Source organism: Streptomyces sp. NPDC048606, from assembly GCF_040650855.1.
Classification (GTDB): domain Bacteria; phylum Actinomycetota; class Actinomycetes; order Streptomycetales; family Streptomycetaceae; genus Streptomyces.
The window spans coordinates 398195-424129 of the sequence record NZ_JBEZIB010000001.1 but is presented as its reverse complement, the minus strand read 5'-3'; the positions used below and the strand labels follow the sequence as shown (position 1 = coordinate 424129).

The window sequence follows — 25935 nt, the reverse complement described above, 5'->3', positions numbered from 1 at the left end:
TACGGAGACAGAGCAGATGAGCGTGAGCGACCAGGGCGCCACCGTGTGGCTGACCGGGCTGCCGAGCGCGGGCAAGACCACCATCGCGTACGCCCTCGCCGAGCGGCTGCGCGGCGAGGGGCACCGGGTGGAGGTCCTCGACGGGGACGAGATCCGCGAGTTCCTCTCGGCGGGCCTCGGCTTCGGCCGCGAGGACCGGCACACCAACGTCCAGCGCATCGGTTTCGTCGCCGAGCTCCTCGCGAGCAACGGCGTCAAGGCCCTCGTCCCGGTCATCGCGCCGTTCGCCGACAGCCGGGAGGCCGTGCGCAAGCGGCACGCCGCCGAGAACACCGCGTACCTGGAGGTCCACGTGGCCACCCCGGTCGAGGTCTGCTCCGAGCGTGACGTGAAGGGCCTGTACGCCAAGCAGGCGGCGGGCGAGATCTCCGGTCTGACCGGGGTCGACGACCCGTACGAGGTTCCGGTCTCCCCGGACCTGCGCATCGAGTCGCACACGCAGACCGTGCGGGAGTCGGCCGACGCCCTGCACGCACTGCTCACCGAGAGGGGTCTGGCATGACCACCGCCGCGCACCTGCACACCGAGTCCGACGCCGACGCGCCCTACGCGCTGTCCCACCTGGACGCCCTCGAATCCGAGGCGGTGCACATCTTCCGCGAGGTGGCGGGCGAGTTCGAGAAGCCGGTGATCCTCTTCTCCGGCGGCAAGGACTCGATCGTCATGCTGCACCTGGCGCTGAAGGCCTTCGCCCCGGCGCCGGTCCCCTTCGCCCTGCTGCACGTGGACACCGGGCACAACTTCCCCGAGGTCCTGGAATACCGCGACCGCACCGTCGCCCGGCACGGGCTGCGCCTGCACGTGGCCTCCGTCCAGGAGTACATCGACGCCGGCAAGCTGCGCGAGCGCCCCGACGGCACCCGCAACCCGCTCCAGACGGTCCCGCTCACCGAGGCCATCCAGTCGCTGCGCTTCGACGCGGTCTTCGGCGGCGGCCGGCGCGACGAGGAGAAGGCCCGCGCCAAGGAGCGCGTCTTCTCCCTGCGCGACGAGTTCTCCCAGTGGGACCCGCGCCGCCAGCGTCCCGAGCTGTGGCAGCTCTACAACGGCCGGCACGCCCCCGGCGAGCACGTGCGCGTCTTCCCCCTGTCCAACTGGACCGAGCTGGACGTGTGGCAGTACATCGCCCGCGAGGGCATCGAGCTGCCGGAGATCTACTTCGCCCACGAGCGCGAGGTGTTCCTGCGCAACGGCATGTGGCTGACGGCCGGCGAGTGGGGCGGTGCCAAGGAGGGCGAGACCCCCGAGACCCGCCTGATCCGCTACCGCACCGTCGGCGACATGTCCTGCACCGGTGCCGTCGACTCCGACGCCACCACGCTGGACGCCGTGATCGCCGAGATCGCCGTCTCCCGCCTCACCGAGCGGGGCGCGACCCGCGCCGACGACAAGATGTCCGAGGCCGCGATGGAAGACCGCAAGCGCGAAGGGTACTTCTAACCATGACCACCACCCCCACCGAGCAGTTCGCCGACCTGTCGGCGACCACCCTGCTGCGGTTCGCGACCGCCGGTTCCGTCGACGACGGCAAGTCCACCCTGGTGGGCCGGCTGCTGCACGACTCCAAGTCGGTGCTGAGCGACCAGATGGAGGCCGTCGAGGCCGTCTCCGCCCAGCGCGGCCAGGAGGCCCCGGACCTGGCCCTCCTCACGGACGGCCTGCGCGCCGAGCGCGAGCAGGGCATCACCATCGACGTGGCCTACCGCTACTTCGCCACCGCCCGGCGCCGGTTCATCCTCGCCGACACCCCCGGGCACGTGCAGTACACCCGCAACATGGTCACCGGCGCCTCCACCGCCGACCTGGCCGTGGTCCTCGTCGACGCCCGCAACGGCGTCATCGAGCAGACCCGCCGGCACGCCGCCGTCGCCGCCCTGCTGCGCGTCCCGCACGTGGTCCTCGCCGTGAACAAGATGGACCTCGTCGGCTACGAGGAGAAGGTCTTCGCGAAGATCGCGGAGGAGTTCACCGCGTACGCCTCCGACCTCGGCGTCCCCGAGATCACGGCCATCCCGATCTCGGCCCTGGCCGGGGACAACGTGGTCGAGCCCTCCGCGAACATGGACTGGTACGGCGGCCCGACCGTCCTGGAGCACCTGGAGACCGTCCCGGTCAGCCACGACCTGACGGCCTGCCCGGCCCGCTTCCCCGTCCAGTACGTGATCCGCCCGCAGTCGGCGGAGCACCCCGACTACCGCGGCTACGCGGGCCAGATCGCCTCCGGCGTCCTGCGCGTCGGCGAGGCCGTCACCGTCCTGCCGTCGGGCCGCACCTCGGTCATCGAGGGCATCGACGCCCTGGGCCGGTCCGTGGACATCGCCTGGGCGCCGCAGTCGGTGACGCTGCGCCTGAAGGACGACATCGACATCTCGCGCGGCGACCTGATCGCGCCGACGGCGAGCGCGCCGGCCGGCACGCAGGACGTGGTCGCCACCGTCTGCCACGTGGCCGACCAGCCGTTGGCCGTGGGCGCCCGGGTGCTGATCAAGCACACGACGCGCACGGTCAAGGCCATCGTCAAGGAGATCCCCTCGCGGCTGACCCTCGACGACCTCTCCCAGCACCCGAACCCCGGGCAGCTCGTGGCCAACGACATCGGCCGGGTCGTCGTCCGCACCGCCGAGCCCCTCGCGCTCGACGCGTACGCCGACTCGCGCCGCACCGGGTCCTTCCTGCTGATCGACCCGGCCGACGGCACCACCCTGGCGGCGGGCATGGCGGGCGAGTCCTTCGCCTCGCGTGCCGAGACCACCGTCCGGGCCGACGAAGAAGGGTGGGACTTCTAGACCATGCTCGCCGACATCTACTCCACCTTCGCGAAGGAGGGCGGCCGCGTGGGCAGCGGCGTCCTCGGCAGCGGCCAGGGAGGGGTGGCCCGATGTGCGCGATGACGTACGCGCACCGCTCGCGCGCCCTCACCCCCCACCAGCCGTACCTGTCCTTGCTCACGAAACGAAGACGTGCGTCATGACGCCATGACGCGACGAGAGGAACCCCTCCCGTGCCTGCCACCGGTACCACCGTCAAGACCCTGCGCCGCGGCCTCGTCGCCGCCGCCGCCCTGCCGCTGCTGATCGGTGCCCTCGCCTCGTGCGGCTACGGCTCCGAGGCCGCGAAGGACGAGCCCAAGGGCAAGGCCGACAGCGCCGCCCCCGCCGCGGACGGCGCGAAGAAGCTCTCCGCCTCCGAGGTCCGCATCGGGTACTTCCCGAACCTGACCCACGCCACCGCGCTCGTCGGCCTCCAGGAGGGCCTGATCGAGAAGGAACTGCAGGGCACCAAGATCAAGCCGCAGTCCTTCAACGCCGGCCCCTCCGAGATCGAGGCCCTCAACGGCGGCTCCCTCGACATCGGTTTCATCGGCCCCTCGCCGTCGATCAACGGCTACGTCAAGTCCAAGGGCTCGAACCTGCGGATCATCTCCGGCTCCGCCTCGGGCGGCGTGAAGCTCGTCGTGAACCCGGACAAGATCAAGACCCTGGACGACCTCAAGGGCAAGAAGATCGCCACCCCGCAGAAGGGGAACACGCAGGACGTCGCGTTCCTCAACTGGATCAACGAGAAGGGCTGGAAGGTCGACCCGGAGTCCGGCAAGGGTGACGTCTCCGTCGTCCGCACGGACAACAAGGTCACCCCGGACGCCTTCAAGCAGGGCTCGATCGACGGCGCCTGGGTGCCGGAGCCCACGGCCTCCAAGCTCGTCTCCGACGGCGGCAGCGTCCTCCTCGACGAGACCGCCCTGTGGCCCGACAAGAAGTTCGTGATCACGAACATCATCGTGTCGCAGAAGTTCCTCAAGGAGCACCCGGACGTGGTCGAGGCCGTCCTCGCGGGCACGGTGAAGACCAACGAGTGGATCAACGCCAACCCGGAGAAGGCGAAGGCCTCGGCGAACGCCAGGCTCCAGGCGGAGAGCGGCAAGGCGCTGGACGCGAAGATCATCGACCCGGCCTGGCAGTCCATCCTCGTCACCGACGACCCGCTGGCGAGCACCCTGAAGACCCAGTCCGACTGGGCCGTCAAGGCCAAGCTCATCGAGGAGCCCGACCTCGCCGGGATCTACGACCTGAAGCCGCTCAACAAGGTCCTGAAGGCCGCCGGCAAGCCCGAGGTCTCCGACGCCGGTCTCGGCGCCAAGTAAGTCCGCAGTCCAGACCCCAGGAGGTGACGACCATGGCCACCACGCTCGCCAAGGCTGCCGAGGGCACGACGGCGCAGGGAACGCACGCCGCCGCTCGCATCGAGCACGTCTCGAAGTCCTTCACCGGCCCGGCCGGTACGCAGCTCGTCCTGGACGACATCAGCCTCGATGTCGCTCCCGGAGAGTTCGTCACCATCCTGGGGGCCTCGGGGTGTGGGAAGTCCACCCTGCTGAACCTCGTCGCGGGACTCGACAAGCCGTCCGCCGGATCCATCGAGACCTCCGGCCGTCCCGCGCTCATGTTCCAGGAACACGCCCTCTTCCCGTGGCTGACCGCGGGCAAGAACATCGAACTCGCCCTGCGCCTGCGCGGGGTCGCCAAGGCCGACCGCAGGCCGGAGGCCGAACGACTGCTGGAGCTGGTCCGCCTCGGGGGCGCGTACGGCAAGCGCGTCCACGAGCTGTCGGGCGGCATGCGCCAGCGCGTGGCCCTGGCCCGGGCCCTCGCCCAGGACAGCCGCCTGCTGCTGATGGACGAGCCCTTCGCGGCGCTCGACGCCATCACCCGTGACGTGCTGCACGGCGAACTCACCCGCATCTGGGCCGAGACCGGGCTGTCCGTCCTCTTCGTCACGCACAACGTGCGCGAGGCCGTGCGCCTCGCCCAGCGCGTGGTCCTGCTCTCCTCGCGGCCCGGCCGGGTCGCCAAGGAGTGGACCGTGGACATCCCCCAGCCGCGCCGCATCGAGGACGCGGACGTCGCGGAGCTGTCCCTTGAGATCACTGAACACCTGCGTGGGGAGATCCGCCGCCATGGCCAGCACTGACACCACCGCGAAGGCCACGGCCAAGCACGACGACCTGGCCGGTCTGGAAGCCGGCCTCGACGCCCTCGACGCGGTCCAGACCCACCGGACCCCGGTCCGGGAGGTCTTCACCAAGAAGGTCCTGCCCCCGCTGCTCGCCGTCGGCCTCGTGCTCGTGGTGTGGCAGATCCTCGTCACGGCGAAGGTCACCGACGAGACCAAGCTGCCCGCCCCCTCCGCGGTCTGGGACAGCCTGTCCGAGATGTGGCTCAAGGGCACCCTGCTGGAGGTCATCTGGACCAGCGTCTCGCGGGGTCTGCTCGGCTTCCTGCTGGCCCTGGCCATCGGCACCCCGCTGGGGCTGCTGGTCGCCCGGGTGAAGTTCGTCCGCGCGGCCATCGGCCCGATCCTCCAGGGCCTGCAGTCGCTGCCCTCGGTGGCCTGGGTGCCCCCGGCCGTCCTGTGGTTCGGCCTGAACGACGCCATGATGTTCACGGTGATCCTGCTCGGCGCGGTCCCCTCCATCGCCAACGGCCTCGTCTCCGGCATCGACCAGATCCCGCCGCTGTTCCTCCGGGCCGGCCGCACCCTGGGCGCCACCGGACTGAGCGGCGCCCGGCACGTGGTCATGCCCGCCGCGCTCCCCGGCTACCTCGCCGGCCTCAAGCAGGGCTGGGCCTTCTCCTGGCGCTCCCTGATGGCCGCCGAGATCATCGCCAGCTCCCCCGACCTCGGCCTCGGCCTCGGTCAGCTGCTGGAGAACGGCCGCAACAACATCGACCTGCCCGGCGTGTTCCTCGCGATCCTGCTGATCCTGGTCGTCGGCATCGCCATCGACCTGCTGATCTTCAGCCCGGTCGAGCGGTGGGTGCTGCGCAGCCGCGGCCTGCTGGTCAAGAGCTGAGTCGGCCCCCGTGTCCCGCGCACTTCTGGTCATCGCCCACGGCAGCCGCGATCCGCGGCACGCCGCGACCGTGTCCGCCCTCGTCGGGCGGGCGCGGGCGCTACGCCCCGGGCTGCGGATGGAGACGGCCTTCCTGGACTTCAACGCCCCGACGGTCCCGCAGGCGCTGGCCTCGCTGTACCTGTCCGGCGTACGGGAGGTCGTGGCCGTCCCGCTGCTGCTGACGCGTGCCTTCCACGCCAAGGCGGACATCCCGGCGGTGCTCGCGGAGTCGACTTCCCGCCTGCCGGGCGTCTCGGTGCGGGTGGCGGAGGTCCTCGGGCCCTCGCCGCTGCTGGTCGGCGCCCTGGAGCGCCGCCTCGCCGAGGCCGGCCTCACCCCCGCCGACCGGGCCGACACCGCCGTGGTGCTCGCGTCCGCCGGCTCATCGGACCCGGAGGCGATCGCAGTGATCGCTGAAATCGCGCGGGAGTGGCGGCACACCGGTTGGTGCGCCGTGCGGCCTGCGTTCGCCTCCGCCGCTCTGCCCCGTACGGAGGACGCCGTACGGGCCCTGCGCGCCGAGGGCGCCCGTCGGGTGGCCGTGGCCCCCTACGTCATCGCCCCCGGCCGGCTGCCGGACCGCATCGCGGCGGGCGCCGCGGCGGCCGGCGCCGACGTGGTGGCCGACGTCCTGGGCGACGCCCCGGAACTGGCCCGCCTCCTGCTGCGCCGCTTCGACGCGGCGCCGCGGCGCGTGCCCCTCCTGGCCACGGCCTGACCCGCCCCGGGCGGACCACCGGAAGACCCCCTGCCCCCCGTGCGTACGCGCGTGGGGCAGGGGGTCTTCGGGGTTCTAGGAACGCGCCGCGGCCTCGTCGGCGAGGGCGGTCAGGTCGCCGATCGACATCGCGCCCGGCGGCAGGCCCTCGCGGGCGAAGATGTTCGCGGCGTGGCGGAGGGTGTCGTTCACCGGGGTGGGAACCGCGTGCAGCCGGCCCAGCAGGGAGATCTCCCCGTTGAGGTAGTCGGCCTCCACCGAGCCCGTGCCCCGGGCCAGGCTCTGCCAGGAGGAGCCGCCGCGCACCCCGGCGGGCGGGACCACCCGGCCCTCGCGGGCCCGCGCCTGCTCCTCCTGCGAGGTGTGGGCGATGCCGGCCGCCGCGTAGGCCGCCTCGGCCTCCCGGATCGCCCGCAGCAGCAACGCCGCCTTCGCCGGGTCGGGCTCGGGGCCGGTGGTGGCCTGGATGGCGTTGCCCAGGTTCCCCAGCAGCTTCGCGTGCTTCCAGCGCATGACGTCCTCGACGACGGGCGCGGCGAAGCCCGCCTTCTCCAGGTCGATCGCGATCTCGCGGACGCGCCGGTCGGTCCCCCCGGCCGCCTTCCCCAGGTGCAGGACCCCGGTCAGCGGGGCGCACAGCGCCTCGACGACGCCGGGTTCCAGGAAGCTCGCCGGGAGCCAGACGCACACCCCGTACACGCGCGCGAAGCGCCGCAGGGCGAGGCGTTCGCTCTCCACGCCGTTCTGCGCGCACAGCAGCGGCAGCCGCTGCGCCGCCGTACCGCCGCCGGCGACCTCGGCGTCGCCCCAGGTGTCGAGGGCGGCGACGGCGTCCTGGGTCTTGACGGCCAGCAGCAGGACGTCGTCGGGACGCAGCTCGCCGAGTTCCGCCGGGCCGGTGACCACGGGGAGGCGGTGGACGCGCGTGCCGGCGGCGGTGGTGAGCCGCAGCCCGTCGGCGCGCAGGGCCTCGGCGTGCGCGCCGCGCGCGACGAGGACGACCTCCCGGCCCGTGTCCGCGAGTCGTCCGCCGATGGTCGCGCCGATCGCTCCGGCGCCGATGACGATGTAACGCATGATCAGAGCCTGACACATCGCGCGGGCCGGCCCGGGGTAGGGTCGCCTTCGGGGTGGACGCGGGGCGGCGTCGGGGGGCGTGGGCGAGCAGACGTCGGGCGGGATCAGTCCCGCGTCAGTTCGACCAGTTTCGCGACGGTGTTCCAGTTGCGGGTGGTGACGTCGAGGCCCTTGACCACGGCGGGGCGGGCCAGCGCCTCGGCCAGCTTCGAGCGACCGAGGCCGTCGGGGGCGTAGAGGTAGAGGACGCGGTCGCCGACGCGGAACTCCTCGGGGAGGAAGGCCCGCGCGTCGAGGGCGGCGAACCGCTCGGGGTCGGGCTGTCGCGAGAAGAAGGTGGCGTGCAGCTGCCTGCCCTCCAGTTCGGCGGCCGGGAAGGGGCAGGCCTCGGCGACGGCGCGCAGGTGGGGGCCGTCGACGACCAGGCAGGCGACCCGGAAGCCGAAGTGGGCCTCGATGGCCGTCTCCAGCTGCCGGGCCAGCGCCCCCGGGTCCGCGCGCTCGGCCGTGAAGACGGCGTTGCCGCTCTGGAGGTAGGTCTTCACGTCGCGGTGGCCGAGCCCCTCCAGTACGGTCCTCAGCTCCGCCATCGGCACCTTCTTGTTGCCGCCGACGTTGATGCCGCGCAGCAGCGCCGCGTACGTGGTCCTCGCGCTCGGGTTCGTCATGGCAGCAGCGTAGGAGCCCCCTGTGACAGTTCGGCCTCGATGAGGTCGGCGGCCGCCCGGGTGCCGCCCTCGGCGGCCATCTGCGCGCGGACGGCCTCGGCGCGGACGGCGACCTCGGGGTCGGCGAGCAGTTCCAGGACGGCCGCCTTGAGGGTGGCGGCGTCGGCGCGCTCCATCGGGACGTGCCGGGCGACGCCGAGGGAGGCGAGGACGTCGGCGTTGCCGAACTGGTCGACGGCCTGCGGTACGGCGACCATCGGCGTGGCGGTGGCGAGGCCCTCCTTGCTGCCGCCGGCGCCCGCGTGGGTGATGAAGGCGTCGGCCTGGCGCAGTACGTCGAGCTGGGGGACCCAGCGGTGGACCTCGACGTTGTCGGGGACCTCGCCGAGTTCGGCCTCGTCGGTGAACCGGCCGATCTGGAGGACGACGTGCCAGTCGGGCAGGCCGCCGAAGGCCTCGACGCAGGCGCGGTAGAAGGCGGGCTGCTTGGTGAAGGTGGAGCCGAGCGAGACCAGCAGCACCTTCCTGCCCTCGGCGGAGGCGGGCCGGTCCCAGGTGCCCTGGGTGGCGGCGCGGTCGCCCTGGCAGGCGCCGACGAAGGTGTACACGGACGGGTCGACGCGGTCGGCGTGGGGCTGGAGGGCGCGCGGGATGAGCACGATGCTGCGGCGCGGCCGTCCCTGGAAGCGGTCGACCTGGTCGCCGAGGCCGTTCTCGGTGAGCCAGGCCGCGAACCGGGCGTAGTAGGCCTGTCCGCGCTCGGAGGCCTTGAGGGGGGCGAACATCGGCTCGGCCACCTCCTGCTCGTAGCCCTCCCAGGCGACCAGGTTCGGGGAGAGGGAGACGGCGGGGACGCCCCAGCGGTGCGCGAGGACGGGGGCGGGGTAGGAGGTGATGTCGTGCAGGACGAGGTCGGGTTCGTCGCCCTCGAAGGCGGCGGCGAGGTGCGGGAGCGCCTGGATCGCGTCGTGGAGGAAGGGCTCCAGGTTGTCGATGAGTTCGGTGCCCCAGGCCTCCGGCTCGTCGTCGGTGGGGAGCGTGGAGGTGTAGATCACCGGGGTCGCCCCGGTCTCGGCGATCTCGTCGGCGAAGGAGGCGGGGATGGCGTAGCTGACGCGGTGCCCGCGGGCGACGAGCTCCCGGATCACCTCGATGCTGGGGTTGACGTGCCCGTGGGCGGCGATGGAGAACATCGCGATGTGGGCGGGCCGGGTGGACTCGGGGGAAGGCGTGCCTGAGGTCATGCCGCCACCATAACGAGACGATACGTCTCGTACAACTCCATTTCCGCGACCGCCTCCGACCCGCTCCCCGCGCCCCGCTCGCTCCGGGCGGGGCCGGCCGGTCGCGCGGGGCCCGGATGCGAGACTGTGCGCACTGATCGGCATCCGGCGAAGGACGAGACGGGCGGCATGGACGAAGCGCGGGCCAGGGACGTACTGACGGAGGCCGGGCTGACCGGTCCCGGCGCGAAGGCCGAGTTGCTCGCCTTCGGCGAGAACGCCGTCTTCGCCATCGGCGACCTGGTGGTGAAGGTCGGCCGGGAGGCGGGGCTGCTGGAACGGGCCGGGCGCGAGGTGGCCGTGGCCGGCTGGCTCGCCGCCGAGGGCGTCCCCGCGGTCCGCGCGGCCGAACCGGCGCCCCGCCTGGTCGACGGACACCCCGTGACCCTGTGGCACCGGCTGCCGGACGCCGTGCGCCCGGCCGGCCCCGAGGACCTCGCCGCCCTGCTCGGGGCGCTCCACGCACTGCCCGCGCCGCCGTTCGCGCTGCCCGCCCGGGACCTGCTGGGCGGGGTCGAGCGCTGGCTGCGGCTGGCCGGCGACCACGTGGACCCCGAGGACGCCCGCTACCTGCGGGCCCGGCGCGACGCCTACGCCGGCGAGGTCGCCGCGCTCGCCCCGCACCTGGAGCCGGGCCCGATCCACGGCGACGCCCTGCCCCGCAACGTGCACGTCGGCCCGGACGGACCCGTCCTGGTCGATCTGGAGACCGTCTCGGGCGACCTGCGCGAGCACGACCTCGTCGTGATGGCCCTGTCCCGCGACCGGTACGGCCTGCCCGATTCCGCCTACGAGGCCTTCGTCACGGCGTACGGGTGGGACGTGCGCGCGTGGGAGGGCTGCGCGCTCCTGCGCGGCGCCCGCGAGACGGCGAGCTGCGCCTGGGTCGCCCAGCACGCGCCGGGCAACCCGAAGGCACGGGCCGAGTTCCGCCGCCGCGTGGCCTCGCTGCGCGACGGGGACGCCGAAATGCGCTGGCACCCCTTCTGAGGCTGCGCTACCAAGGGTGCGTGAAACTGCGCCTCTCCCTCCACCGGGCCCGACTCGGCCCCGAGGAGTTCAACGTCATCCGCCCGGCCCGACCCCCGGCCCGGGCCCTGCTCCTCGACGCCGGCTGGTGGCTGGGGGCGTACGTCGACCAGGACGCGGCCCGGCTCCTGGCCGGACTGTGGAGCCTGGCGGCGACCTCGCCGCGCTCCCTGATCCACCTGCCGCTGCGGGGAGCCCCCCACGCCCCCGGGGAGCGCCCGCTCGATCTCGTGCTGCTCCACCGCTCGTTGCGGTTCGCGCCCTCCCGGTGGAAGGAGGTCCGCGCGCGGCTGGGCCCGGCGCGACCGCGGACGGTGGAACTGCCCGGGCCCTCGTGGGACGCGCGGGACGACGGCCCCGCCCCCGGCCACTGGGACGACCGGGACGACTTCCGCCAACACGTCCACGCCGACACGCTCTTCATGACGGGCACCCCGCGGGCCTTCCGGGACTCGGCGCCCCTGTTCGCCGACGTCGCGGGGCAGGGCCCCGGCCAGGCGCTCGCCTTCCCCGACCGGCACTACTGCCAACGGCTGTACCCCTGCCACAGGGGTTCGGGCAACCGCGAGCTCCACATCGAGTACCGGCAACGGTGGGCCCCCGCCGCGGCGGCGTCCGACCCGCGGCCCTCCACGCCGCGATAGCCCCCGGCGGGAGGAGCGCCCGCGCCGGTACGGCGCCTACGCCGGTACGAGGTCCCGCAGCGGCCACGCCGTGTCGATGACCGCGTCCGCGCTGCCCTGCCGGCGCAGGTACGACTGGAAGTCCCGGGCCCAGCGGGCGTGCCAGGTGCCCTGCCGGTCGTGGAGGTCCGCCGGGGTCAGGTCGGCCACCTCGGGGTACCGGGCGGCCAGGGCCCGCGCCACCTGCACCGCCGCCAGCGCGTCGGCGCCCGCGTCGTGCGCGGCGTCCAGGGTGACCCCGTAGACCCCGCACACCGCCTCCAGCGTCCGCTTGCCGCGCCGGTAGCGGTCGACGGCCCGGTCGATGGTCAGCGGGTCGATCACCGGCCCCGTCTCGGCGCCGCCCAGCCGGTCGGCCAGCGAGGGCAGCCCGTGCCGGGCCAACTCCGCCGTCAGCAGCGTCAGGTCGAAGGCCGCGTTGTACGCGACCACCACCGCGCCGGCGCGCCAGTGCCCGACCAGGGCCCGCGCCACCTCCTCGGCCACCTCCCGCACGGGGCGGCCCTCGGCGACGGCCCGCGCCGTGCTGATCCCGTGGATGGCGGACGCCTGCTCCGGGATCGGTATGCCCGGGTCCGCGAGCCAGCCGCGCCGCTCGCGGACCTCGCCGTCCCGCACCTCGACCACCGCGGCCGTCACGATCCGGGACTCCCCCGGCTCCGTGCCGGTGGTCTCCAGGTCGAATCCGATCAGTGCTCCCCCGTGCCACGCCCCCATGAAGCGCCCTCCCCCGTGTGTCGGTCTACGCGTTTCAGCGTGCCACGCGCCACTGACACCCCGACCGCCGGGGGCCGACGGAGGCCGCCCGGGGGACCGCGGGGACCCCCCGGGGGTCACGACACCGGCCTGGAGTCCTCCCAGACCGACTCGAACTCCTCCCGGTAGGTGGTGAACAGTCCGTGGTCGGCGTCCTTGGGGACCCCGCGCCCACCTCCGCGCAGGACCAGCACCGGCGACTCCATGCCCCGGGCCCGGCGCAGGTACGACTGGACCACCGCGATCCCCGAGGACTCCCCCTCCACCAGGTAGGCGGTGAAGCGCGGGGTCTCGTCGAAGACGTGGATGTCGAAGCGCGAGGGGTCCCTGAGCCCCGCCCGCACCCGACGCACGTGCAGGATGTTCATCTCCACCGACCGGCTCAGCTCGCCCTTGCGCAGGCCCAGCTCGCGCTCGCGCCGTTTGACGGCGCTGCTCGCCGGGTTCAGGAACAGCAGCCGCACCCGGCAGCCCGCCTCGGTCAGCCGGACCAGGCGGCGCCCGGAGAAGTTCTGCACCAGCAGGTTGAGGCCTATCCCGATGGCGTCCAGCCGGCGCGCGCCCCCGAAGAGGTCCTCCGCAGGGAGCTGCCGCTGGAGCCGCACCCGGTCGGGGTGGACCGAGATGACGTCCGCGTAGCGGTCCCCGACCAGGTCCTCGACCGCGTCGATGGGCAGCCGGTTCGCCGACGGGCTGCCCGATCCGGCCCCGAGGACCTCCAACAGTCGCGCCGAGGCCCGCTCGGCCTGTTCCAGGACCGCCCGCGACAGGGCGCGGTTGCGGGAGACCACGTTGCGGGTGACCTCCAGCTCGTCGAGGGCCAGCTCGATCTCGCGGCGGTCGTCGAAGTACGGCTCGAAGCACGGCCAGTGTTGGACCATCAGCTCCCGCAGCTGCGGGAGCGTGAGGAAGCTGAGCACGTTGTCGTCGGCCGGGTCGAGGAGGTAGCCCTTGCGGCGGCTGACCTCGCGGACGGCCACCGCCCGCTGCACCCACTCCTGCCCGGCGGGACCGGCGGCGGCCACCACCCAGTCGTCGCCGCCGTGCACCGGCTCGTAGACCGGACGCAGCACGGCGCCGACCACGGACCGCAGCCGCTGTTCGATGAGATTCAGCCAGATGTACGCACGACCGGCGCGCTGGGCCCGTGTCCGGACCTCGCTCCACGCGTCCGCGCCCCAGTCCAGCTCGGCGCCGGCGCGCGCGTCGCCGGCGCTCGGCGCGGTCAGCGACACCGTCCCGGCCGCCACCGCCCCGGACACACCCCCAGGGGCGTCCGCCGGGCCACCCTCGTGACCGCTGTCACCAGGGGGCAGCTCCAGACCTCCCGAGCTCACCCGTGCACCGCCTTCTGCGTCTGGACGCCCGTCTCCAGTGATCACGGAAGGGTACTCCGCGCGCGCGTCCCGATGCAGCCCGAAGTCGCCCCCGGGTGACCCTACGGCCCGCGGGCGGACAGTCCGTTGACTCATTATGTGATGCCCCGACAGTCGGTTGACCCGATGGTCGGCTATCCGGGTCACCCGGCAGGAGCAACCCAAGTTCCCGCGTGCGGGCCGTCTTTCGGGGAAGATCTGGCAGTGACGTGATCCACGCCGGATCAGGCGCGAGAAGGATGGGAAGTGGCGTTCTCGATGCAGGTCTGGCCGGGACAGGCGTATCCCCTGGGTGCCACCTACGACGGCGCCGGCACCAACTTCGCGGTCTATTCGGAGGCCGCGCGCAGGATCGAGCTGTGCCTGCTGCACGACGACGGCTCGGAGACGGCCGTCGAACTGCGCGAGACGGACGCCTTCGTCCGGCACGCCTACCTGCCCGGGATCATGCCGGGCCAGCGCTACGGCTTCCGGGTGCACGGGCCCTACGAGCCCGAGCGGGGGCAGCGCTGCAACGCGGCGAAGCTGCTCCTGGACCCGTACGCACGGGCCATCAGCGGCGGCGTGCGCTGGGGTGAGGAGGTCTACGGCTATCACTTCGGCCGCCCGGACTCGCGCAACGACCTGGACTCGGCTCCGCACACGATGAGTTCGGTCGTCGTGAACCCGTACTTCGACTGGGCCAACGACCGGCCGCCGCGCCACGAGTACCACCACACGGTGCTCTACGAGGCGCACGTCAAGGGATTGACGATGCGTCATCCCGAACTGCCGGAGGAACTGCGGGGCACCTACGGGGCCCTGGCGCATCCGGCGGTGATCGGGCACCTGACGAAGCTCGGCGTGACGGCGCTGGAGCTGATGCCGGTGCACCAGTACGTCAACGACCACCGCCTGGTCAACGACGGGCTCAGCAACTACTGGGGCTACAACACCATCGGCTTCTTCGCCCCGCACAACGGCTACGCCTCGGGGGACCGGGGGCAGCAGGTGCTGGAGTTCAAGTCGGCGGTGCGAGCACTGCACGAGGCGGGGATCGAGGTGATCCTCGACGTGGTCTACAACCACACGGCCGAGGGCAACCACCTGGGGCCGACGCTGTCCTTCCGGGGGCTGGACAACGCCTCGTACTACCGGCTGGCGGACGACCCCCGGCACTACACGGACACCACCGGCACGGGGAACTCCCTGCTGATGCGTTCCCCGCACGTCCTCCAGCTGATCATGGACTCGCTGCGGTACTGGGTGACCGAGATGCACGTGGACGGCTTCCGCTTCGACCTGGCGGCCACGCTGGCCCGGCAGTTCCACGAGGTGGACCGGCTCTCCTCGTTCTTCGACCTGGTGCAGCAGGACCCCGTCGTCAGCCAGGTGAAGCTGATCGCCGAACCCTGGGACCTGGGCGAGGGCGGCTACCAGGTGGGCAACTTCCCGCCGCTGTGGACCGAGTGGAACGGCAAGTACCGCGACACGGTGCGGGACCTGTGGCGCGGGCAGCCGCGCACCCTGGCCGAGTTCGCGGGCCGGTTGACCGGCTCCTCCGACCTGTACCAGGACGACGGACGCCGACCCCTGGCCTCGGTCAACTTCACCACCTGCCACGACGGCTTCACCCTCCACGACCTCGTCTCGTACAACGAGAAGCACAACGAGGCCAACCGGGAGGGCAATCGGGACGGCGAGACGCACAACCGGTCCTGGAACTGCGGGGTGGAGGGCCCCACCGAGGACCCGGAGGTGCGGGAGCTGCGCGAGCGCCAGATGCGGAACTTCACCGCCACGCTGATGCTCTCCCAGGGGGTGCCGATGCTGAGCCACGGCGACGAGTTCGCGCGCAGCCAGGACGGCAACAACAACGCCTACTGCCAGGACAACGACCTGTCGTGGGTGACCTGGCCCGAGCCGGGCAAACCGGCGCCCGCGCTGCTGGAGTTCACCCGGCGGATGGTGTGGCTGCGCCGTGACCACCCGGTGTTCCGCAGGCGGCGGTTCTTCCACGGCCGGCCCGTCGAGGGCACCCACGACGAGCTCTCCGACATCGCCTGGTTCACCCCGCACGGCGAGGAGATGCGGGCCCGGGACTGGCAGGCGCAGCACGCGAAGGCGTTGACGGTGTTCCTCAACGGCGAGGCCATCTCCGAGCCCGGCACGCGCGGGGAGCGGATCACCGACGACTCGTTCCTGCTGATGTTCAACGCGGGTGCCGAGCCACAGGAGTTCACCGTCCCGGTCGGGCACGGCGCGCACTGGCGGCTGGTCGTGGACACGGCGCGGGCCGAGGTGCCGCCACCCGGCACCGGACCGCAGTTCGCGGCCGGGGACCGGGTGGCGTTGACGGGACGGTGCCTGGTGGTGCTTCAGCGTCCGGCGTAGGCCGCGCTCTCCTTCGCGGCGGCGCGGTCCTCGGTGGGCGCCCCGGCCGTGGGCAGCGCGTGCGAGCGAGCGGCGGGCACGCGGGTGAACAGGGCCAGGCACAGGCAGAGCGCGGCGGCCGCGGTGACGACGGCGAAGGCCCCGGCGGGCCCGTACCGCTCGGCGAGCCGTCCGGCGAGGGCCAGGGAGACGGCCTGGCCGGCGACGAGCGAACTGGCGGCGAAGGCCATGGACTCGGCGAGCCGGGCCGGCTCCACGGACCGCTCGGTGAGCGCGAACGCGGTGATCAGGTGCGGGGCGCAGGCGGCCCCCAGAACGGTGACGACGGCGTACAGGGGCAGCAGGCTGTCGGTGAAGACCAGCGGGACGGACAGGGCCAGTCCGGCGGCGGTGGCCAGGCGCCAGCGCAGCCGCAGCCCGAAGCGGGCGGGCAGCGCGCCCATCCCCAGGCCGACGGCGGCGCTGACCACGCCCATGGCGGCGTAGACCATGCCGGCCTGTCCGGGCACGCCCAGCCTGACGGTGAGGGCGGCGATGCCGGCCTGGCAGGCGCCGAACATGGCGCCCTGGAGGAAGAGGGAACCCCGCACGGCGTGGACGACGCCGGGCTGCCCCACCCGGCGGCCCGCGGGGCGTGCGGGCGCGGGCGAGCCGGCGGTGACGGACGCGCTCGGGTGGAGGGCGAAGACGGTGCCGAACCCGGCCACGAGGGCGGCGGCCCCGGCGAGGGCGAAGGCCGGGTGCGCGAGGAGCGCGGCCATGCCCACCAGGGCGGGGCCGATGACGAACGAGACCTCGTCGAGGGTGCCTTCGAGGGAGTGGATGGCGCCCACGACCCCCTCGTCGGCCTTGGCCCGGTGGGCCAGCGCCACCGAACGGCTGCGGGCGAGCGGTCCGATCAGCGGGACGGAGGCGCCGGTGACGGCGCCGATGGCGGCCAGGGGAACCGTGGCGAGGTGGGAGAGGGCCCCGGCGACCAGCGCGCCGGTGGCCACCGCGTTGACGGCGGCGGCGGCCAGGACGACGGTGCGCTGTCCGTGGCGGTCGGCCAGTCGGCCGAGTACGGGTCCGCAGACCACCTGGCCGGCGGAGAGGGTGCCACCGACGATGCCGGCGGTGGCGAGGGAGCCGCTGGTCTCGGCGACCAGCAGGACGCTCCCGAACTGGGACATCGCGACGGGCAGTCGGGCGAGGAAGGATATGAGCGGCAGGAGGGGCCCGGTCAGGGCGATGACTTTTCGATAGGTGTCGACGGTTCCAAACACCCGAGGAACACTAACGCGGTGCAGTCACCCGGATGCATTGGGTCATGGCACGGAATCGCGCGTACGGGGTACGTACGTTCTCATGACCCAGCAGTACTCCAGCAGGAAATCGGACCATGATGTTCCGAAAGCCGTCGTCCCGACGTCCACCTACCGCCTCCAACTGCACCCCGGGTTCCCCTTCGCGGCGGCCGAGGCGGCCGTACCGTACCTCTCCTCCCTCGGCGTGTCACACCTCCACCTCTCCCCCGTGCTGGAGGCGGTGCCCGGCTCCACGCACGGCTACGACGTCACCGACCACGCGCGGGTCCGGGCGGAGCTGGGCGGCGAGGACGGGCTGCGGGCGCTGGCCGCCGCGGCGCGCGGGCACGGGCTCGCCCTGGTGCTCGACATCGTCCCGAACCACATGGCGGTCCCGACGCCGCTCCGGCTGAACCGGCCGCTGTGGGAAGTGCTGCGGGAGGGGCCGCACTCCCCGTACGCGCGCTGGTTCGACATCGACTGGGAGGCGGGCGGCGGACAGCTGCTGCTGCCCGTGCTCGGCGAACCGGCGCGGCCGGGCGACTGGACGGTCGACTCCGAGGCCGGGGTCCTGCGGCACGGCGGACCGGGTGCGGCGGAGTTCCCGCTGCGCGCGGACACCGAAAGCCTGCCGCTGCCGGAGCTCCTGGCCGCGCAGTGGTACCGGCCGGCGTGGTGGCGGGAGGCCCGTACCGGCCTGAACTACCGACGGTTCTTCACCATCTCCGACCTGATCGGGGTCCGGGTCGAGGACCCCGCCGTGTTCGCCGCCACCCACGCGAAGGTGCTGGAACTGGTCCGCGACGGGGTGGTGCGGGGACTGCGGATCGACCACGTGGACGGGCTGGCGGACCCCGCCGGGTACCTGCGGCGGCTGCGGGCCGAGGCGGGGGACGACTGCTGGGTGGTGGTGGAGAAGATCCTGGCCCGCGAGGAGCGCCTCGCACCCGACTGGCCGGTCGCGGGCACCACCGGCTACGACGCCCTGCACCGGATCGACGGCCTGTTCACCGACCCGCGCGGCACCGCCGAACTGGGCCGCGCGTACGGGCGGTTCACCGGACTGCCCGACTGGCGGGAGACGGCCGCCGCCGCCACCCGCGAGGTGCTGACCGTGGACCTGGCCGCCGAACTGGCCGCCCTGGAACGCCTGAGCGGGCCGGAACTGGCCGAGGCCGTACGCGAGTTGCTGATCGCCTATCCCGTCTACCGGCCCTACCCCGAGGGCCCCCGGCCCTCGCCCCCCACCCTGGAACGGGCCGCGATCCGCGCCGGCACGAAGGCGGTCGAGGCCGTACGCGACCTGCTGGCCCGGAACCCGGCCTTCGCCGCGCGCTTCGCCCAGACCTCGGCCGCGCTGCGCGCCAAATCCCTGGAGGACCGGGCCTTCTACCGCTGGGCGCCGCTGCTGTCGGCCAACGAGGTCGGCGGGGAACCCGGCGCCCCGGGCGTCGACCCCGAGGAGTTCCACGCGTACTGCGCGCACCTGGAACGGCTCTGGCCCGCCTCCGGAACGGTCCTGTCCACGCACGACACCAAGCGCAGCGCGGACGTACGGGCCCGCATCGCGGTGCTCTCCGAAGCCCCCGAGACCATGGACGCGGACCCGGCCCACCGGGCGCGGGGCGAGCGGCCCGCCACGGCCGGGGCGGACCCCCAGCTGCGCTGGGTGGCCCGGCAGAGCGCGCTCGGCCTCGGCGAGGCCCCCGAGCGGGCCGCCCGACTGGCGGCGGCCCTGCTCAAGTCGGCCCGGGAGGCGGGGCTGCGCACCTCCTGGACCGACCCCGACGAGACGTACGAGGCGGGCGTACCGGACCTGGTCCCCAAGACCCCGGCGGCGCCGGCGCCCGCCCTGGAACGCGCCGCCCGCGCCAACCTGCTCGGGGCCACCCTGCTGCACCTGGCCATGCCCGGCGTCCCCGAGGTCTACCAGGGCTCGGAGGCCGAGTACCGGGCCCTGGTGGACCCGGACAACCGCCGCCCGGCCGACTTCCCCCACGAGGCGCTGGCGGCCCTGGACGCGGGCGCCGCCCCGCACGACACCTCCGGGGAGAAACTGGCCCTGACGGCGACCCTGCTGCGGCTGCGCCGCGACCGGCCCGCGCTCTTCCGGGGCTACGACCCGCTCCGCGCCGAGGGCCCGGCCGCGCACCACCTCGTCGCCTTCACCCGCTCCCCCGACCTGCTGGTGGCCGTCACCCGGCTGTCCCACCGGCTGGCCGGCTCCGGCGGCTGGCGCGGGACCCGCCTGACCCTGCCCCCGGGCGACTGGCACCCCGTCATCCCCACCAGCGCGGCGGCCCCCCACCGGGGCGACCTCCCCGTGGCGACGCTCCTGGCCGACGGACCGGTGGGGCTTTGGATCCGTAGGTGAGCAGCGGGAGGCCGGGGCCGGGCGCCCCCTATTTTTGGGGCTCGGTTCGCCTCCGGGGGCGCGGCAGTCGGCTCCAGGAGGGCGTACGTCCTCGAAAACGCTCGTTCCTCGCGTTTCCTCCGGGCGTTCGCCCTCCTTCGCCGACGCGCCCCCTTCGGCTCACTCGCCCGTGCGGGCTGCGAGGAGGGGCGGGGACGGGCGCCGACGCGCCCCCTGCGGCTCACTCGCCCGTGTGGGCCGCGGGGAGGGCGGCCTCGTGCTGCGCCAGCAGGCGCGCGAAGGCCGCCGCGGCGCCCGTCAGCGGGACCCGGGAGAAGACGGCGAGCGGCCTGTGCCACGGCGGGTCGAGCGTGAGCAGGGCGCAGTCCTCGCCGACCGCGCCGCGCGCCATGTGCGCCGGGGCCATCACGATCCCCACCCCGGCGGCGGCCATCCGCACCGCCGTCGAGGTGTGCTCCGTACGCACCACCGTGCGCGGCGTGAACCCCGCCGTCCCGCAGGCCCAGTCCAGCACGGGCTGCCCCTGCACCAGCGGCTCCATCGCGCAACGGATCCAGTCCCGGCCGGCGAGCTCCGCGAGCCGCACCGCGCCGCGCCCGGCCAGGGGGTCGTCGAAGGGCACCACCACCACCAACTCCTCGCGGCCCAGCGGCACCACTGGCCCCGTCCACTCCTTGGGCTCCGGCCCCACCGCCAGGTCCGCGACGCCCCGCTCCAGCTGCTCCTCCAACGCCTCCGTGGAGCCGTACTCGCGCAACACCAGGGCCACCCCGGGGTGTTCGGCGCGCCACCGCGCGGCGACCGCGGGGAGCATCCCGACGGCCACGGCGTGCACGGTGGCCAGGTGCAGCTCCCCGCCCACCGCGCCGGCCGCCGCCCGGGCCGCCCGCTGCGCCTGCCGGGCACTGCGCACGGCGAGCTGCGCGTGCGGCAGGAAGGCCCGTCCCATCGCGGTGAGCCGCACCGCCCGGGGCAGCCGCTCCAACAACTCCCCTCCCACGGACCGCTCCAACGCCTTCACCTGGTGGGACAGGGCGGGCTGGGTGACGTGCAGGAGTTCGGCGGCGCGGGTGAACGAGGACTCCTCGACGACGGTGAGGAAGTACTCCATCTGACGCAGGCTCATGACCTGGGAGCATAAAGAACGTGCATGGCTCCGAGAAGATCATTGCGTTGGATCCGCGGCCTCGACCGCCGCAGGCTTGAGCCATGAACTCCACCGAGAACAGCGGCGATCCGACCACTTTCGACGTCATCGTGATCGGCGGCGGCACCGGCGGCTACAGCACCGCCCTGCGCGCCGCCGCCCTGGGCCTGACCGTCCTGCTCGCCGAACGCGACAAGGTCGGCGGCACCTGCCTGCACCGGGGGTGCATCCCCAGCAAGGCGATGCTGCACGCGGCGGAACTCGTCGACGCGGTGACCGAGGCCCGCGAGCGGTGGGGGGTGCGGGCGAGCGTCGAGTCGGTGGACTGGGCCGCGCTGACGGCCACCCGCGACGACATCGTCTCGCGCAACCACAAGGGGGTCGAGGGCCACCTGGAACACGCCGGGGTGTTCGTGGTGCGCTCCGGGGCCCGGCTGACCGGCCCGCGCTCGATCCGCACCGAGGACGGCCGTTCCTTCACCGCCGGCCGGGGGATCGTCCTCGCCACCGGTTCGCGCCCGCGCACCCCGCCCGGCCTGGAGCCCGACGGGCACACGGTCGTGACCAGCGACGACGCCCTCTTCGCCCCGGGACTGCCGGCCTCGGTCCTGGTGCTGGGCGGTGGGGCGATCGGGGTGGAGTACGCCTCGTTCCACCGCTCGATGGGGGCCGCGGTCACGCTGGTGGAGGCGGCGGAGCGGCTGGTCCCGCTGGAGGACGCGGACGTCTCGCGGCACCTGGCGCGGGGGCTTCGCAAGCGGGGGATCGACATACGGACCGGGGCGCGCGTGGAGGGCGTCGAGCGGCTCGCGGCCGGCGGCGTACGGGCGAGCGTGCGCACGGAGCGCGGGGAGGTGCGGGAGGTCACCGCCGAACGGCTGCTGGTCGCGGTCGGCCGGGTTCCGGTGACCGACGGCCTGGACCTGGCGGCGGCCGGACTGGCCACCGACGCGCGGGGTTTCGTCGCACCGGCGGACTGGTCCCGGTTGGAGACGGCGACGGCCGGTGTCCACGTGGTCGGCGACCTGCTGCCGCCGCCCTCCCTCGGGCTGGCGCACGCCTCGTTCGCGGAGGGGCTGCTGGTGGCGGAGACCCTGGCCGGGGTGGCGAGCGCCCCGGTGGACTACGCGGCGGTGCCCCGGGTGACGTACTCGGCGCCGCAGACGGCGTCGGTGGGGCTGACGGAGGCGCGGGCCCGGGAGGCGTCGTACGACGTGGTGGTGAACACGATGCCGCTGACGGCGGTGGCGAAGGGGATGGTGCACGGGCAGGGCGGCACGGTGAAGGTGGTCGCGGAACGCGGCGGCCGGGTCCTCGGGGTGCACCTGGTGGGGCCGCACGTGTCGGAGATGATCGCGGAGAGCCAGCTGATCGTGGGCTGGGACGCGGAGCCCTCGGACGTGGCCCGCCACGTCCACGCCCACCCGACCCTCTCGGAGGCGGTCGGAGAGGCCTTCCTGAGCCTGGCGGGCCGGGGACTGCACCAACGGTAGGTCGCGCCTTTCGAGTCGGGTCGGATCGGTTCAGGTCGGATCGGGCCGGAGCGGGCCGGATCGGATCGGGCCGCGGCGCGTCCGACGGGAACGTCGCGAGGCCTCCCCTCGGCCGCGCGGGCCCGGGGAGACCCCGTGGCGGCGGACGTCGCGGGCCCGACCCGATCCGAAAGGCACGGCCCGGGCCGCGCCGGACGGCGATCGGCGCCCCCGCGCGCGGTAGTCCGCCGGTCGGGCGGGCATGGCATGGGGTGTGACCCTCCTCCGTGACATGCGCTACCCCAGCCCCCGCGAACTCGCCCTGGCCGCACACGCCCTGGCGGACGAGCATCCCGGGCTCGTACGGCTCCGTCAGGCCGGGGCCTCCCGGGCGGGGCGACCGCTGTGGCTGCTCAGCGTCGCCCGGCGGCGCGGCGTCCGGCCGCGCGAGGTGCTCGTGGTCGCCGGGGCCCACGCCAACGAGCCCGTCGGCGGGGCGACCGCCCTGGACCTCGCCCGGCGGGTGATCCGGGCGGGCGGGAGCGACGCCGGGTGGCACTTCCTGCTCTGCGCCGACCCCGACGGGGCCGACCTCCACCGCACCCCGCGCCCGCGCTCGCTGGCCGACTACCACCGCAACTTCTTCCGGCCGCCCGGTCCCGAACAGCCGGAGTGGGCGCCGTCGTTACTGACCCCGGACCGGCTCCCGCCCGAGACGCTCGCGCTGGGCGCGCTCATCGACGAACTGCGGCCCGTCCTCCAGGTCTCCCTGCACGGGACGGACCTCGGCGGGTCCTGGGTGCAGCTGACCCGGGACATACCGGGCCTCGCCGAGCCCTTCGGGGCCTCCGCCGCCGAGCTGCGGATCCCGGTGGAGACCGGGGCCTCGGACGCCGCCGGCTGGGCCTCCCCCGGGCCCGGGATCTACGTCATGCCGGAGCGGGACCACCCGTCCGGGGCCTTCCACCCGGAGGACGTCCGGCTCAGCACCTGGTACCGCGCCCACCGGCACCAGGGCACCACCGCGATCGTCGAGGTGCCCATGTGGGCCTCCGACCGGGTGGACGACCCCGCTCCGCACCCCGACCCCCGGGGCGCGCTCAGGATGCTCGCGGAGCGGCTCGTCGAGGAGTCCGCGCGGGTGGCGCGCCTGCGGGGCGGCGCCCGGGGGGCCGGGCCGGGGGTCGCGTTGCTGCGCGCCGTGGACTGGACCCTGGGGCTGATCCCGGCGGTGGCCGCGCAGTGGACGGGCGCCGGGGCGCCGACGGAGGCCACGGCGGCGTCCATCGGCAGCATCGACGCCTTCGGGCGGCGGCTGTCGCTGCGCGCGGCCGCGATGCTGCTGCGGGTGCTGCGGGCGGAGGGGCATCCGGCGGCGCCCGGGTTGGACCGGCTCGTGACGGGGTGGTGCGAGGAGTTCGCGGACCGCTTCCAGGCCCGGTGGGTCCCGGTGGCCACGCAGGTCGAGCACCAGTCGCGGACGGTGCTGGCGGCGTACGGGCGGTTGAACGACCGCGACCGACCGCTCGAATGAACCGCCGTCGAGGCGAACGCCGCCCGGGAGGCGCCGGGCGGCGTTCGGGGTCCGGGAGAACGCTTAACGAGACGAGACGTCTCGTCTTGACATGTCCCGCCACATGATCCACACTGGGGACATGAGCGAGACGACACGTCTCGCCCTACCGAACGGGAGCCCGCATGCGCACCTCAGCCACACCCACCGACCGCGTCTGGTTCATCACCGGTGCCGGCCGGGGTCTCGGCCGGGCCTTCGCCGAGGCCGCGCTCGCGGCGGGCGACCGGGTGGCCGTCGCGGCGCGCACCCTCGCCCCCTTGGAGGAGCTGGCCGCCGCCCACCCGGGGCGGGTCCTGCCCCTCGGGCTCGACGTCACCGACCGGGAGGCGGTCTTCGCGGCGGTCGCCCGGGCCGTCGACCACTTCGGGCGGCTCGACGTCGTCGTCAACAACGCGGGCGCGCTGGCGATGGGCATGGTCGAGGAGTTCACCGAGGCCGAGGCCCGCGCCCAGTTCGACCTCAACTTCTTCGGCGCCCTGTGGGTGAGCCAGGCCGTGATGCCGACCCTGCGGGCGCAGGGCTCCGGGCACGTCGTGCAGATCTCCAGCATCGGCGCGCTCGCGGGCTTCGCCGGCACCGGCCTCTACAGCGCGAGCAAGTTCGCCCTGGAGGGCATGAGCGAGTCCCTCGCCATGGAGGCGGCCGCCTTCGGCGTGAAGGTGAGCATCGTCCAGCCCGGCGGCTACTGGACCGGCCTCTACACCGCGATGAGCAACACGACCCCCCTGGACGCCTACGGACCGCTCCGCGAGGAGCTGGCCCGCCAGTACGCCGAGGGCTCCGTCGACAGCGACCCGAGCCTCGCCGCCCGCGCGTTGCTGACCCTCGTCGACAGCGAGGAGCCGCCGAGCCGCCTGCTGCTGGGGAGCATGGTCTACGACGTCGCCTTCGACGTGTCGCGCCGCCGCATGGAGACGTGGGCGGCCTGGGAGGAGGTCAGCCGCGCGGCGGAGCACGCGATCCCCGCGCCGGCCGCCGGGGCGTGAGCCGGCTACACCGGCCAGGAGTAGCGCCGCTTGGGCCGGGAGTCCGCGCCGAGCCGGTCGTAGAAGGCGATCGCCCCTTCGTTCCAGTCGGGCGTCTGCCATTCGACGCGGGCCAGGCCGCGCTCCCGGGCGAGGTCCGCGACGCCCGCCGTCAGGGCCGCGCCGAGGCCGTGGCCCCGGGCCTCCTCCGCGAGGTAGAGGCAGTCCATGTGCAGGTAGGGGGCGGCGTCCCAGAAGGAGAACTCCTCGGAGCAGGCCGCGTATCCGACCACCGCGCCCCGGGGGCCCTCGGCCAGCAGCACCCACAGCCGGGGCGAATCGGCGAACAGCAGCGGGGCGAGCCGGTCGGCGAGGCCGTCGGGGCGGGGCGCGGCCCGCTCGAAGGCGATGTGCTCGTGGACGAGCTCGACCAGACGGGGCAGGTCCTCGGGGCGGGCGGGGCGGACGACGGGTGCGTGGGTCATGGGCCCATCCTGGGGCCCGGCCTCCCGCGCGCCGCCGTCGGGGGCCCCGACGCGCGCTCGCGCCGCACGGTCGCCCCGCACGCACGCGCCGCGCGCCGGCCGCGCGCCTTCCGACGGAACGGGACGCCGCCCCGCGCCGGCTCAGTGCGCGCTGAGCCGGAAGTTCATGTGGCCGAAGCCGATCTGGTCGCCGTCACGGACGACGGCCGACCCGGTCACCCGACGGCCGTTGACGGTGGTGCCGTTGGTGGAGCCCAGGTCCGTCAGGATCCACGCGCCGTCGCGCAGGCCCAGCTCCGCGTGGGCCCGCGAGACCGTCTCGTGGCTGAGCCGCAGGCCGTTGCCCGGGTCCCGGCCGATGCGCAGCGGACCCGTCGCGGGGTGCGGCAGCAGCAGCTTGGGCAGGCGCTCCACGTGCCAGGCGCGGCGGACCCCGGCGGACACGGCGGAGGCGCGACCCACCCAGCCGAACAGCCGACGGCTCCACGGCCCTTCGGCGCCCGCGGGGCCCTCGCGCGTGCGCAGGTCGGCGAGCAGCACGGCGAGGTCCTCGGAGCGGCGGGCCACGAGAGCGAGTTCCATGCGGCGCAGGAAGGTGTCGTGCGAGAGCCTGCCCAGGGCGGCACCCTCCCTGAGCTGCCCCAGCGCCCGGTCGCGCTCGTCGTCGGAGACCCGCGGGGCGGGGTGTGCGGGGAACTCGAAACTCGACGTCAC

The 25935-nt window shown here is 74.0% G+C and carries 23 protein-coding genes; 14 read left to right on the top strand and 9 right to left on the bottom strand.

What is annotated here, in order from left to right:
• Positions 1 to 16 precede the first annotated feature (16 nt).
• The 7 genes from cysC to AB0D01_RS01680 all read left to right on the top strand — a co-directional run bounded on the left by cysC (position 17) and on the right by AB0D01_RS01680 (position 6671).
• Positions 17 to 562: an adenylyl-sulfate kinase gene (cysC, locus tag AB0D01_RS01710; RefSeq protein ID WP_363052969.1), complete on the top strand. Its 546-nt coding sequence runs from the start codon at positions 17 to 19 to the stop codon at positions 560 to 562.
• A complete protein-coding gene (gene cysD, locus AB0D01_RS01705) occupies positions 559 to 1500 on the top strand; it encodes a sulfate adenylyltransferase subunit CysD (RefSeq protein WP_363052968.1) in 942 nt (313 codons plus the stop codon). The genes cysC and cysD overlap by 4 nt, the downstream gene beginning before the upstream one ends.
• Before the next feature lie 2 nt (positions 1501 to 1502).
• Positions 1503 to 2846, top strand: coding sequence for a GTP-binding protein (locus AB0D01_RS01700; protein WP_363052967.1), 1344 nt, complete (start codon positions 1503 to 1505; stop codon positions 2844 to 2846).
• A 215-nt stretch (positions 2847 to 3061) separates the two neighbouring features.
• Complete coding sequence (locus AB0D01_RS01695; RefSeq protein WP_363052966.1) at positions 3062 to 4201, top strand: aliphatic sulfonate ABC transporter substrate-binding protein; 1140 nt, start codon at positions 3062 to 3064, stop codon at positions 4199 to 4201.
• Positions 4202 to 4233: 32 nt separating this feature from the next.
• Positions 4234 to 5028 carry an ABC transporter ATP-binding protein gene (locus AB0D01_RS01690; protein WP_363052965.1) on the top strand — a complete coding sequence of 265 codons (795 nt, stop codon included), beginning with the start codon at positions 4234 to 4236 and terminating at the stop codon, positions 5026 to 5028.
• Positions 5015 to 5911: an ABC transporter permease gene (locus tag AB0D01_RS01685; RefSeq protein ID WP_363052964.1), complete on the top strand. Its 897-nt coding sequence runs from the start codon at positions 5015 to 5017 to the stop codon at positions 5909 to 5911. The genes AB0D01_RS01690 and AB0D01_RS01685 overlap by 14 nt, the downstream gene beginning before the upstream one ends.
• Positions 5912 to 5921: 10 nt before the next feature.
• Positions 5922 to 6671, top strand: a complete 750-nt coding sequence (locus tag AB0D01_RS01680) for a sirohydrochlorin chelatase (RefSeq protein ID WP_363052963.1) — start codon at positions 5922 to 5924, stop codon at positions 6669 to 6671.
• A 75-nt stretch (positions 6672 to 6746) separates the two neighbouring features.
• Here AB0D01_RS01680 and AB0D01_RS01675 read toward each other — a convergent pair whose 3' ends face one another.
• The 3 genes from AB0D01_RS01675 to mgt form a co-directional block, all read right to left on the bottom strand.
• Entirely contained in the window at positions 6747 to 7748 is a 1002-nt protein-coding gene (locus AB0D01_RS01675; RefSeq protein WP_363052962.1) for a 2-dehydropantoate 2-reductase N-terminal domain-containing protein, read from the bottom strand.
• Positions 7749 to 7852: 104 nt separating this feature from the next.
• Entirely contained in the window at positions 7853 to 8416 is a 564-nt protein-coding gene (locus tag AB0D01_RS01670; protein ID WP_363052961.1) for a DUF1697 domain-containing protein, read from the bottom strand.
• Positions 8413 to 9660, bottom strand: coding sequence for a macrolide-inactivating glycosyltransferase (gene mgt, locus AB0D01_RS01665; protein ID WP_363052960.1), 1248 nt, complete (start codon positions 9658 to 9660; stop codon positions 8413 to 8415). The genes AB0D01_RS01670 and mgt overlap by 4 nt, the downstream gene beginning before the upstream one ends.
• A gap of 168 nt (positions 9661 to 9828) precedes the next feature.
• Here mgt and AB0D01_RS01660 point away from each other — a divergent pair, with 168 nt between their 5' ends.
• The gene (locus tag AB0D01_RS01660) at positions 9829 to 10689 is read left to right on the top strand and encodes an aminoglycoside phosphotransferase family protein (RefSeq protein ID WP_363052959.1); all 861 of its coding nucleotides are present in this window, start codon (positions 9829 to 9831) and stop codon (positions 10687 to 10689) included.
• A gap of 20 nt (positions 10690 to 10709) precedes the next feature.
• Entirely contained in the window at positions 10710 to 11372 is a 663-nt protein-coding gene (locus AB0D01_RS01655) for a hypothetical protein (RefSeq protein WP_363052958.1), read from the top strand.
• A 36-nt stretch (positions 11373 to 11408) separates the two neighbouring features.
• Here the strand turns inward: AB0D01_RS01655 and AB0D01_RS01650 are convergent, their stop codons facing one another.
• On the bottom strand, positions 11409 to 12128 hold the full coding sequence (locus tag AB0D01_RS01650; RefSeq protein WP_363052957.1) for a 3'-5' exonuclease: 720 nt from the start codon (positions 12126 to 12128) through the stop codon (positions 11409 to 11411).
• Positions 12129 to 12244: 116 nt separating this feature from the next.
• Entirely contained in the window at positions 12245 to 13504 is a 1260-nt protein-coding gene (locus AB0D01_RS01645; protein ID WP_363052956.1) for an SAV2148 family HEPN domain-containing protein, read from the bottom strand.
• Positions 13505 to 13801: 297 nt separating this feature from the next.
• On the opposite strand from AB0D01_RS01645, the gene glgX reads away from it, so the two are divergent.
• Entirely contained in the window at positions 13802 to 15916 is a 2115-nt protein-coding gene (gene glgX, locus AB0D01_RS01640) for a glycogen debranching protein GlgX (RefSeq protein ID WP_363053046.1), read from the top strand.
• Here glgX and AB0D01_RS01635 read toward each other — a convergent pair.
• Complete coding sequence (locus AB0D01_RS01635) at positions 15901 to 17181, bottom strand: MFS transporter (protein WP_363052955.1); 1281 nt, start codon at positions 17179 to 17181, stop codon at positions 15901 to 15903. The genes glgX and AB0D01_RS01635 overlap by 16 nt on opposite strands.
• A gap of 82 nt (positions 17182 to 17263) precedes the next feature.
• Between AB0D01_RS01635 and treY the strand changes: the two genes are divergently transcribed.
• Complete coding sequence (gene treY, locus AB0D01_RS01630) at positions 17264 to 19576, top strand: malto-oligosyltrehalose synthase (RefSeq protein ID WP_363052954.1); 2313 nt, start codon at positions 17264 to 17266, stop codon at positions 19574 to 19576.
• 220 nt (positions 19577 to 19796) lie between these two features.
• Here the strand turns inward: treY and AB0D01_RS01625 are convergent, their stop codons facing one another.
• On the bottom strand, positions 19797 to 20702 hold the full coding sequence (locus AB0D01_RS01625) for a LysR family transcriptional regulator (RefSeq protein ID WP_363052953.1): 906 nt from the start codon (positions 20700 to 20702) through the stop codon (positions 19797 to 19799).
• An 83-nt stretch (positions 20703 to 20785) separates the two neighbouring features.
• Here AB0D01_RS01625 and lpdA point away from each other — a divergent pair, with 83 nt between their 5' ends.
• The 3 genes from lpdA (at position 20786) to AB0D01_RS01610 (ending at position 24757) form a co-directional block, all read left to right on the top strand.
• Entirely contained in the window at positions 20786 to 22216 is a 1431-nt protein-coding gene (gene lpdA / locus AB0D01_RS01620) for a dihydrolipoyl dehydrogenase (protein WP_363052952.1), read from the top strand.
• 253 nt (positions 22217 to 22469) lie between these two features.
• The gene (locus AB0D01_RS01615; RefSeq protein WP_363052951.1) at positions 22470 to 23729 is read left to right on the top strand and encodes a M14 family zinc carboxypeptidase; all 1260 of its coding nucleotides are present in this window, start codon (positions 22470 to 22472) and stop codon (positions 23727 to 23729) included.
• A 164-nt stretch (positions 23730 to 23893) separates the two neighbouring features.
• Complete coding sequence (locus tag AB0D01_RS01610; RefSeq protein WP_363052950.1) at positions 23894 to 24757, top strand: SDR family NAD(P)-dependent oxidoreductase; 864 nt, start codon at positions 23894 to 23896, stop codon at positions 24755 to 24757.
• Positions 24758 to 24762: 5 nt separating this feature from the next.
• Here the strand turns inward: AB0D01_RS01610 and AB0D01_RS01605 are convergent, their stop codons facing one another.
• Together AB0D01_RS01605 and AB0D01_RS01600 are read right to left on the bottom strand one after the other, a co-directional pair.
• The gene (locus AB0D01_RS01605) at positions 24763 to 25221 is read right to left on the bottom strand and encodes a GNAT family N-acetyltransferase (RefSeq protein ID WP_363052949.1); all 459 of its coding nucleotides are present in this window, start codon (positions 25219 to 25221) and stop codon (positions 24763 to 24765) included.
• 141 nt (positions 25222 to 25362) lie between these two features.
• Positions 25363 to 25935 carry a DUF1707 and FHA domain-containing protein gene (locus tag AB0D01_RS01600; RefSeq protein ID WP_363052948.1) on the bottom strand — a complete coding sequence of 191 codons (573 nt, stop codon included), beginning with the start codon at positions 25933 to 25935 and terminating at the stop codon, positions 25363 to 25365.

Coding starts and splice junctions, on each gene's coding strand:
- cysC (WP_363052969.1), top strand. CDS start 17: ATGAGCGTGAGCGACCAGGGCGCCACCGTGTGGCTGACCGGGCTGCCG.
- cysD (WP_363052968.1), top strand. CDS start 559: ATGACCACCGCCGCGCACCTGCACACCGAGTCCGACGCCGACGCGCCC.
- AB0D01_RS01700 (WP_363052967.1), top strand. CDS start 1,503: ATGACCACCACCCCCACCGAGCAGTTCGCCGACCTGTCGGCGACCACC.
- AB0D01_RS01690 (WP_363052965.1), top strand. CDS start 4,234: ATGGCCACCACGCTCGCCAAGGCTGCCGAGGGCACGACGGCGCAGGGA.
- AB0D01_RS01685 (WP_363052964.1), top strand. CDS start 5,015: ATGGCCAGCACTGACACCACCGCGAAGGCCACGGCCAAGCACGACGAC.
- AB0D01_RS01675 (WP_363052962.1), bottom strand. CDS start 7,748: ATGCGTTACATCGTCATCGGCGCCGGAGCGATCGGCGCGACCATCGGC.
- AB0D01_RS01670 (WP_363052961.1), bottom strand. CDS start 8,416: ATGACGAACCCGAGCGCGAGGACCACGTACGCGGCGCTGCTGCGCGGC.
- mgt (WP_363052960.1), bottom strand. CDS start 9,660: ATGACCTCAGGCACGCCTTCCCCCGAGTCCACCCGGCCCGCCCACATC.
- AB0D01_RS01660 (WP_363052959.1), top strand. CDS start 9,829: ATGGACGAAGCGCGGGCCAGGGACGTACTGACGGAGGCCGGGCTGACC.
- AB0D01_RS01650 (WP_363052957.1), bottom strand. CDS start 12,128: ATGGGGGCGTGGCACGGGGGAGCACTGATCGGATTCGACCTGGAGACC.
- glgX (WP_363053046.1), top strand. CDS start 13,802: ATGCAGGTCTGGCCGGGACAGGCGTATCCCCTGGGTGCCACCTACGAC.
- treY (WP_363052954.1), top strand. CDS start 17,264: ATGACCCAGCAGTACTCCAGCAGGAAATCGGACCATGATGTTCCGAAA.
- AB0D01_RS01625 (WP_363052953.1), bottom strand. CDS start 20,702: ATGAGCCTGCGTCAGATGGAGTACTTCCTCACCGTCGTCGAGGAGTCC.
- lpdA (WP_363052952.1), top strand. CDS start 20,786: ATGAACTCCACCGAGAACAGCGGCGATCCGACCACTTTCGACGTCATC.
- AB0D01_RS01610 (WP_363052950.1), top strand. CDS start 23,894: ATGCGCACCTCAGCCACACCCACCGACCGCGTCTGGTTCATCACCGGT.
- AB0D01_RS01605 (WP_363052949.1), bottom strand. CDS start 25,221: ATGACCCACGCACCCGTCGTCCGCCCCGCCCGCCCCGAGGACCTGCCC.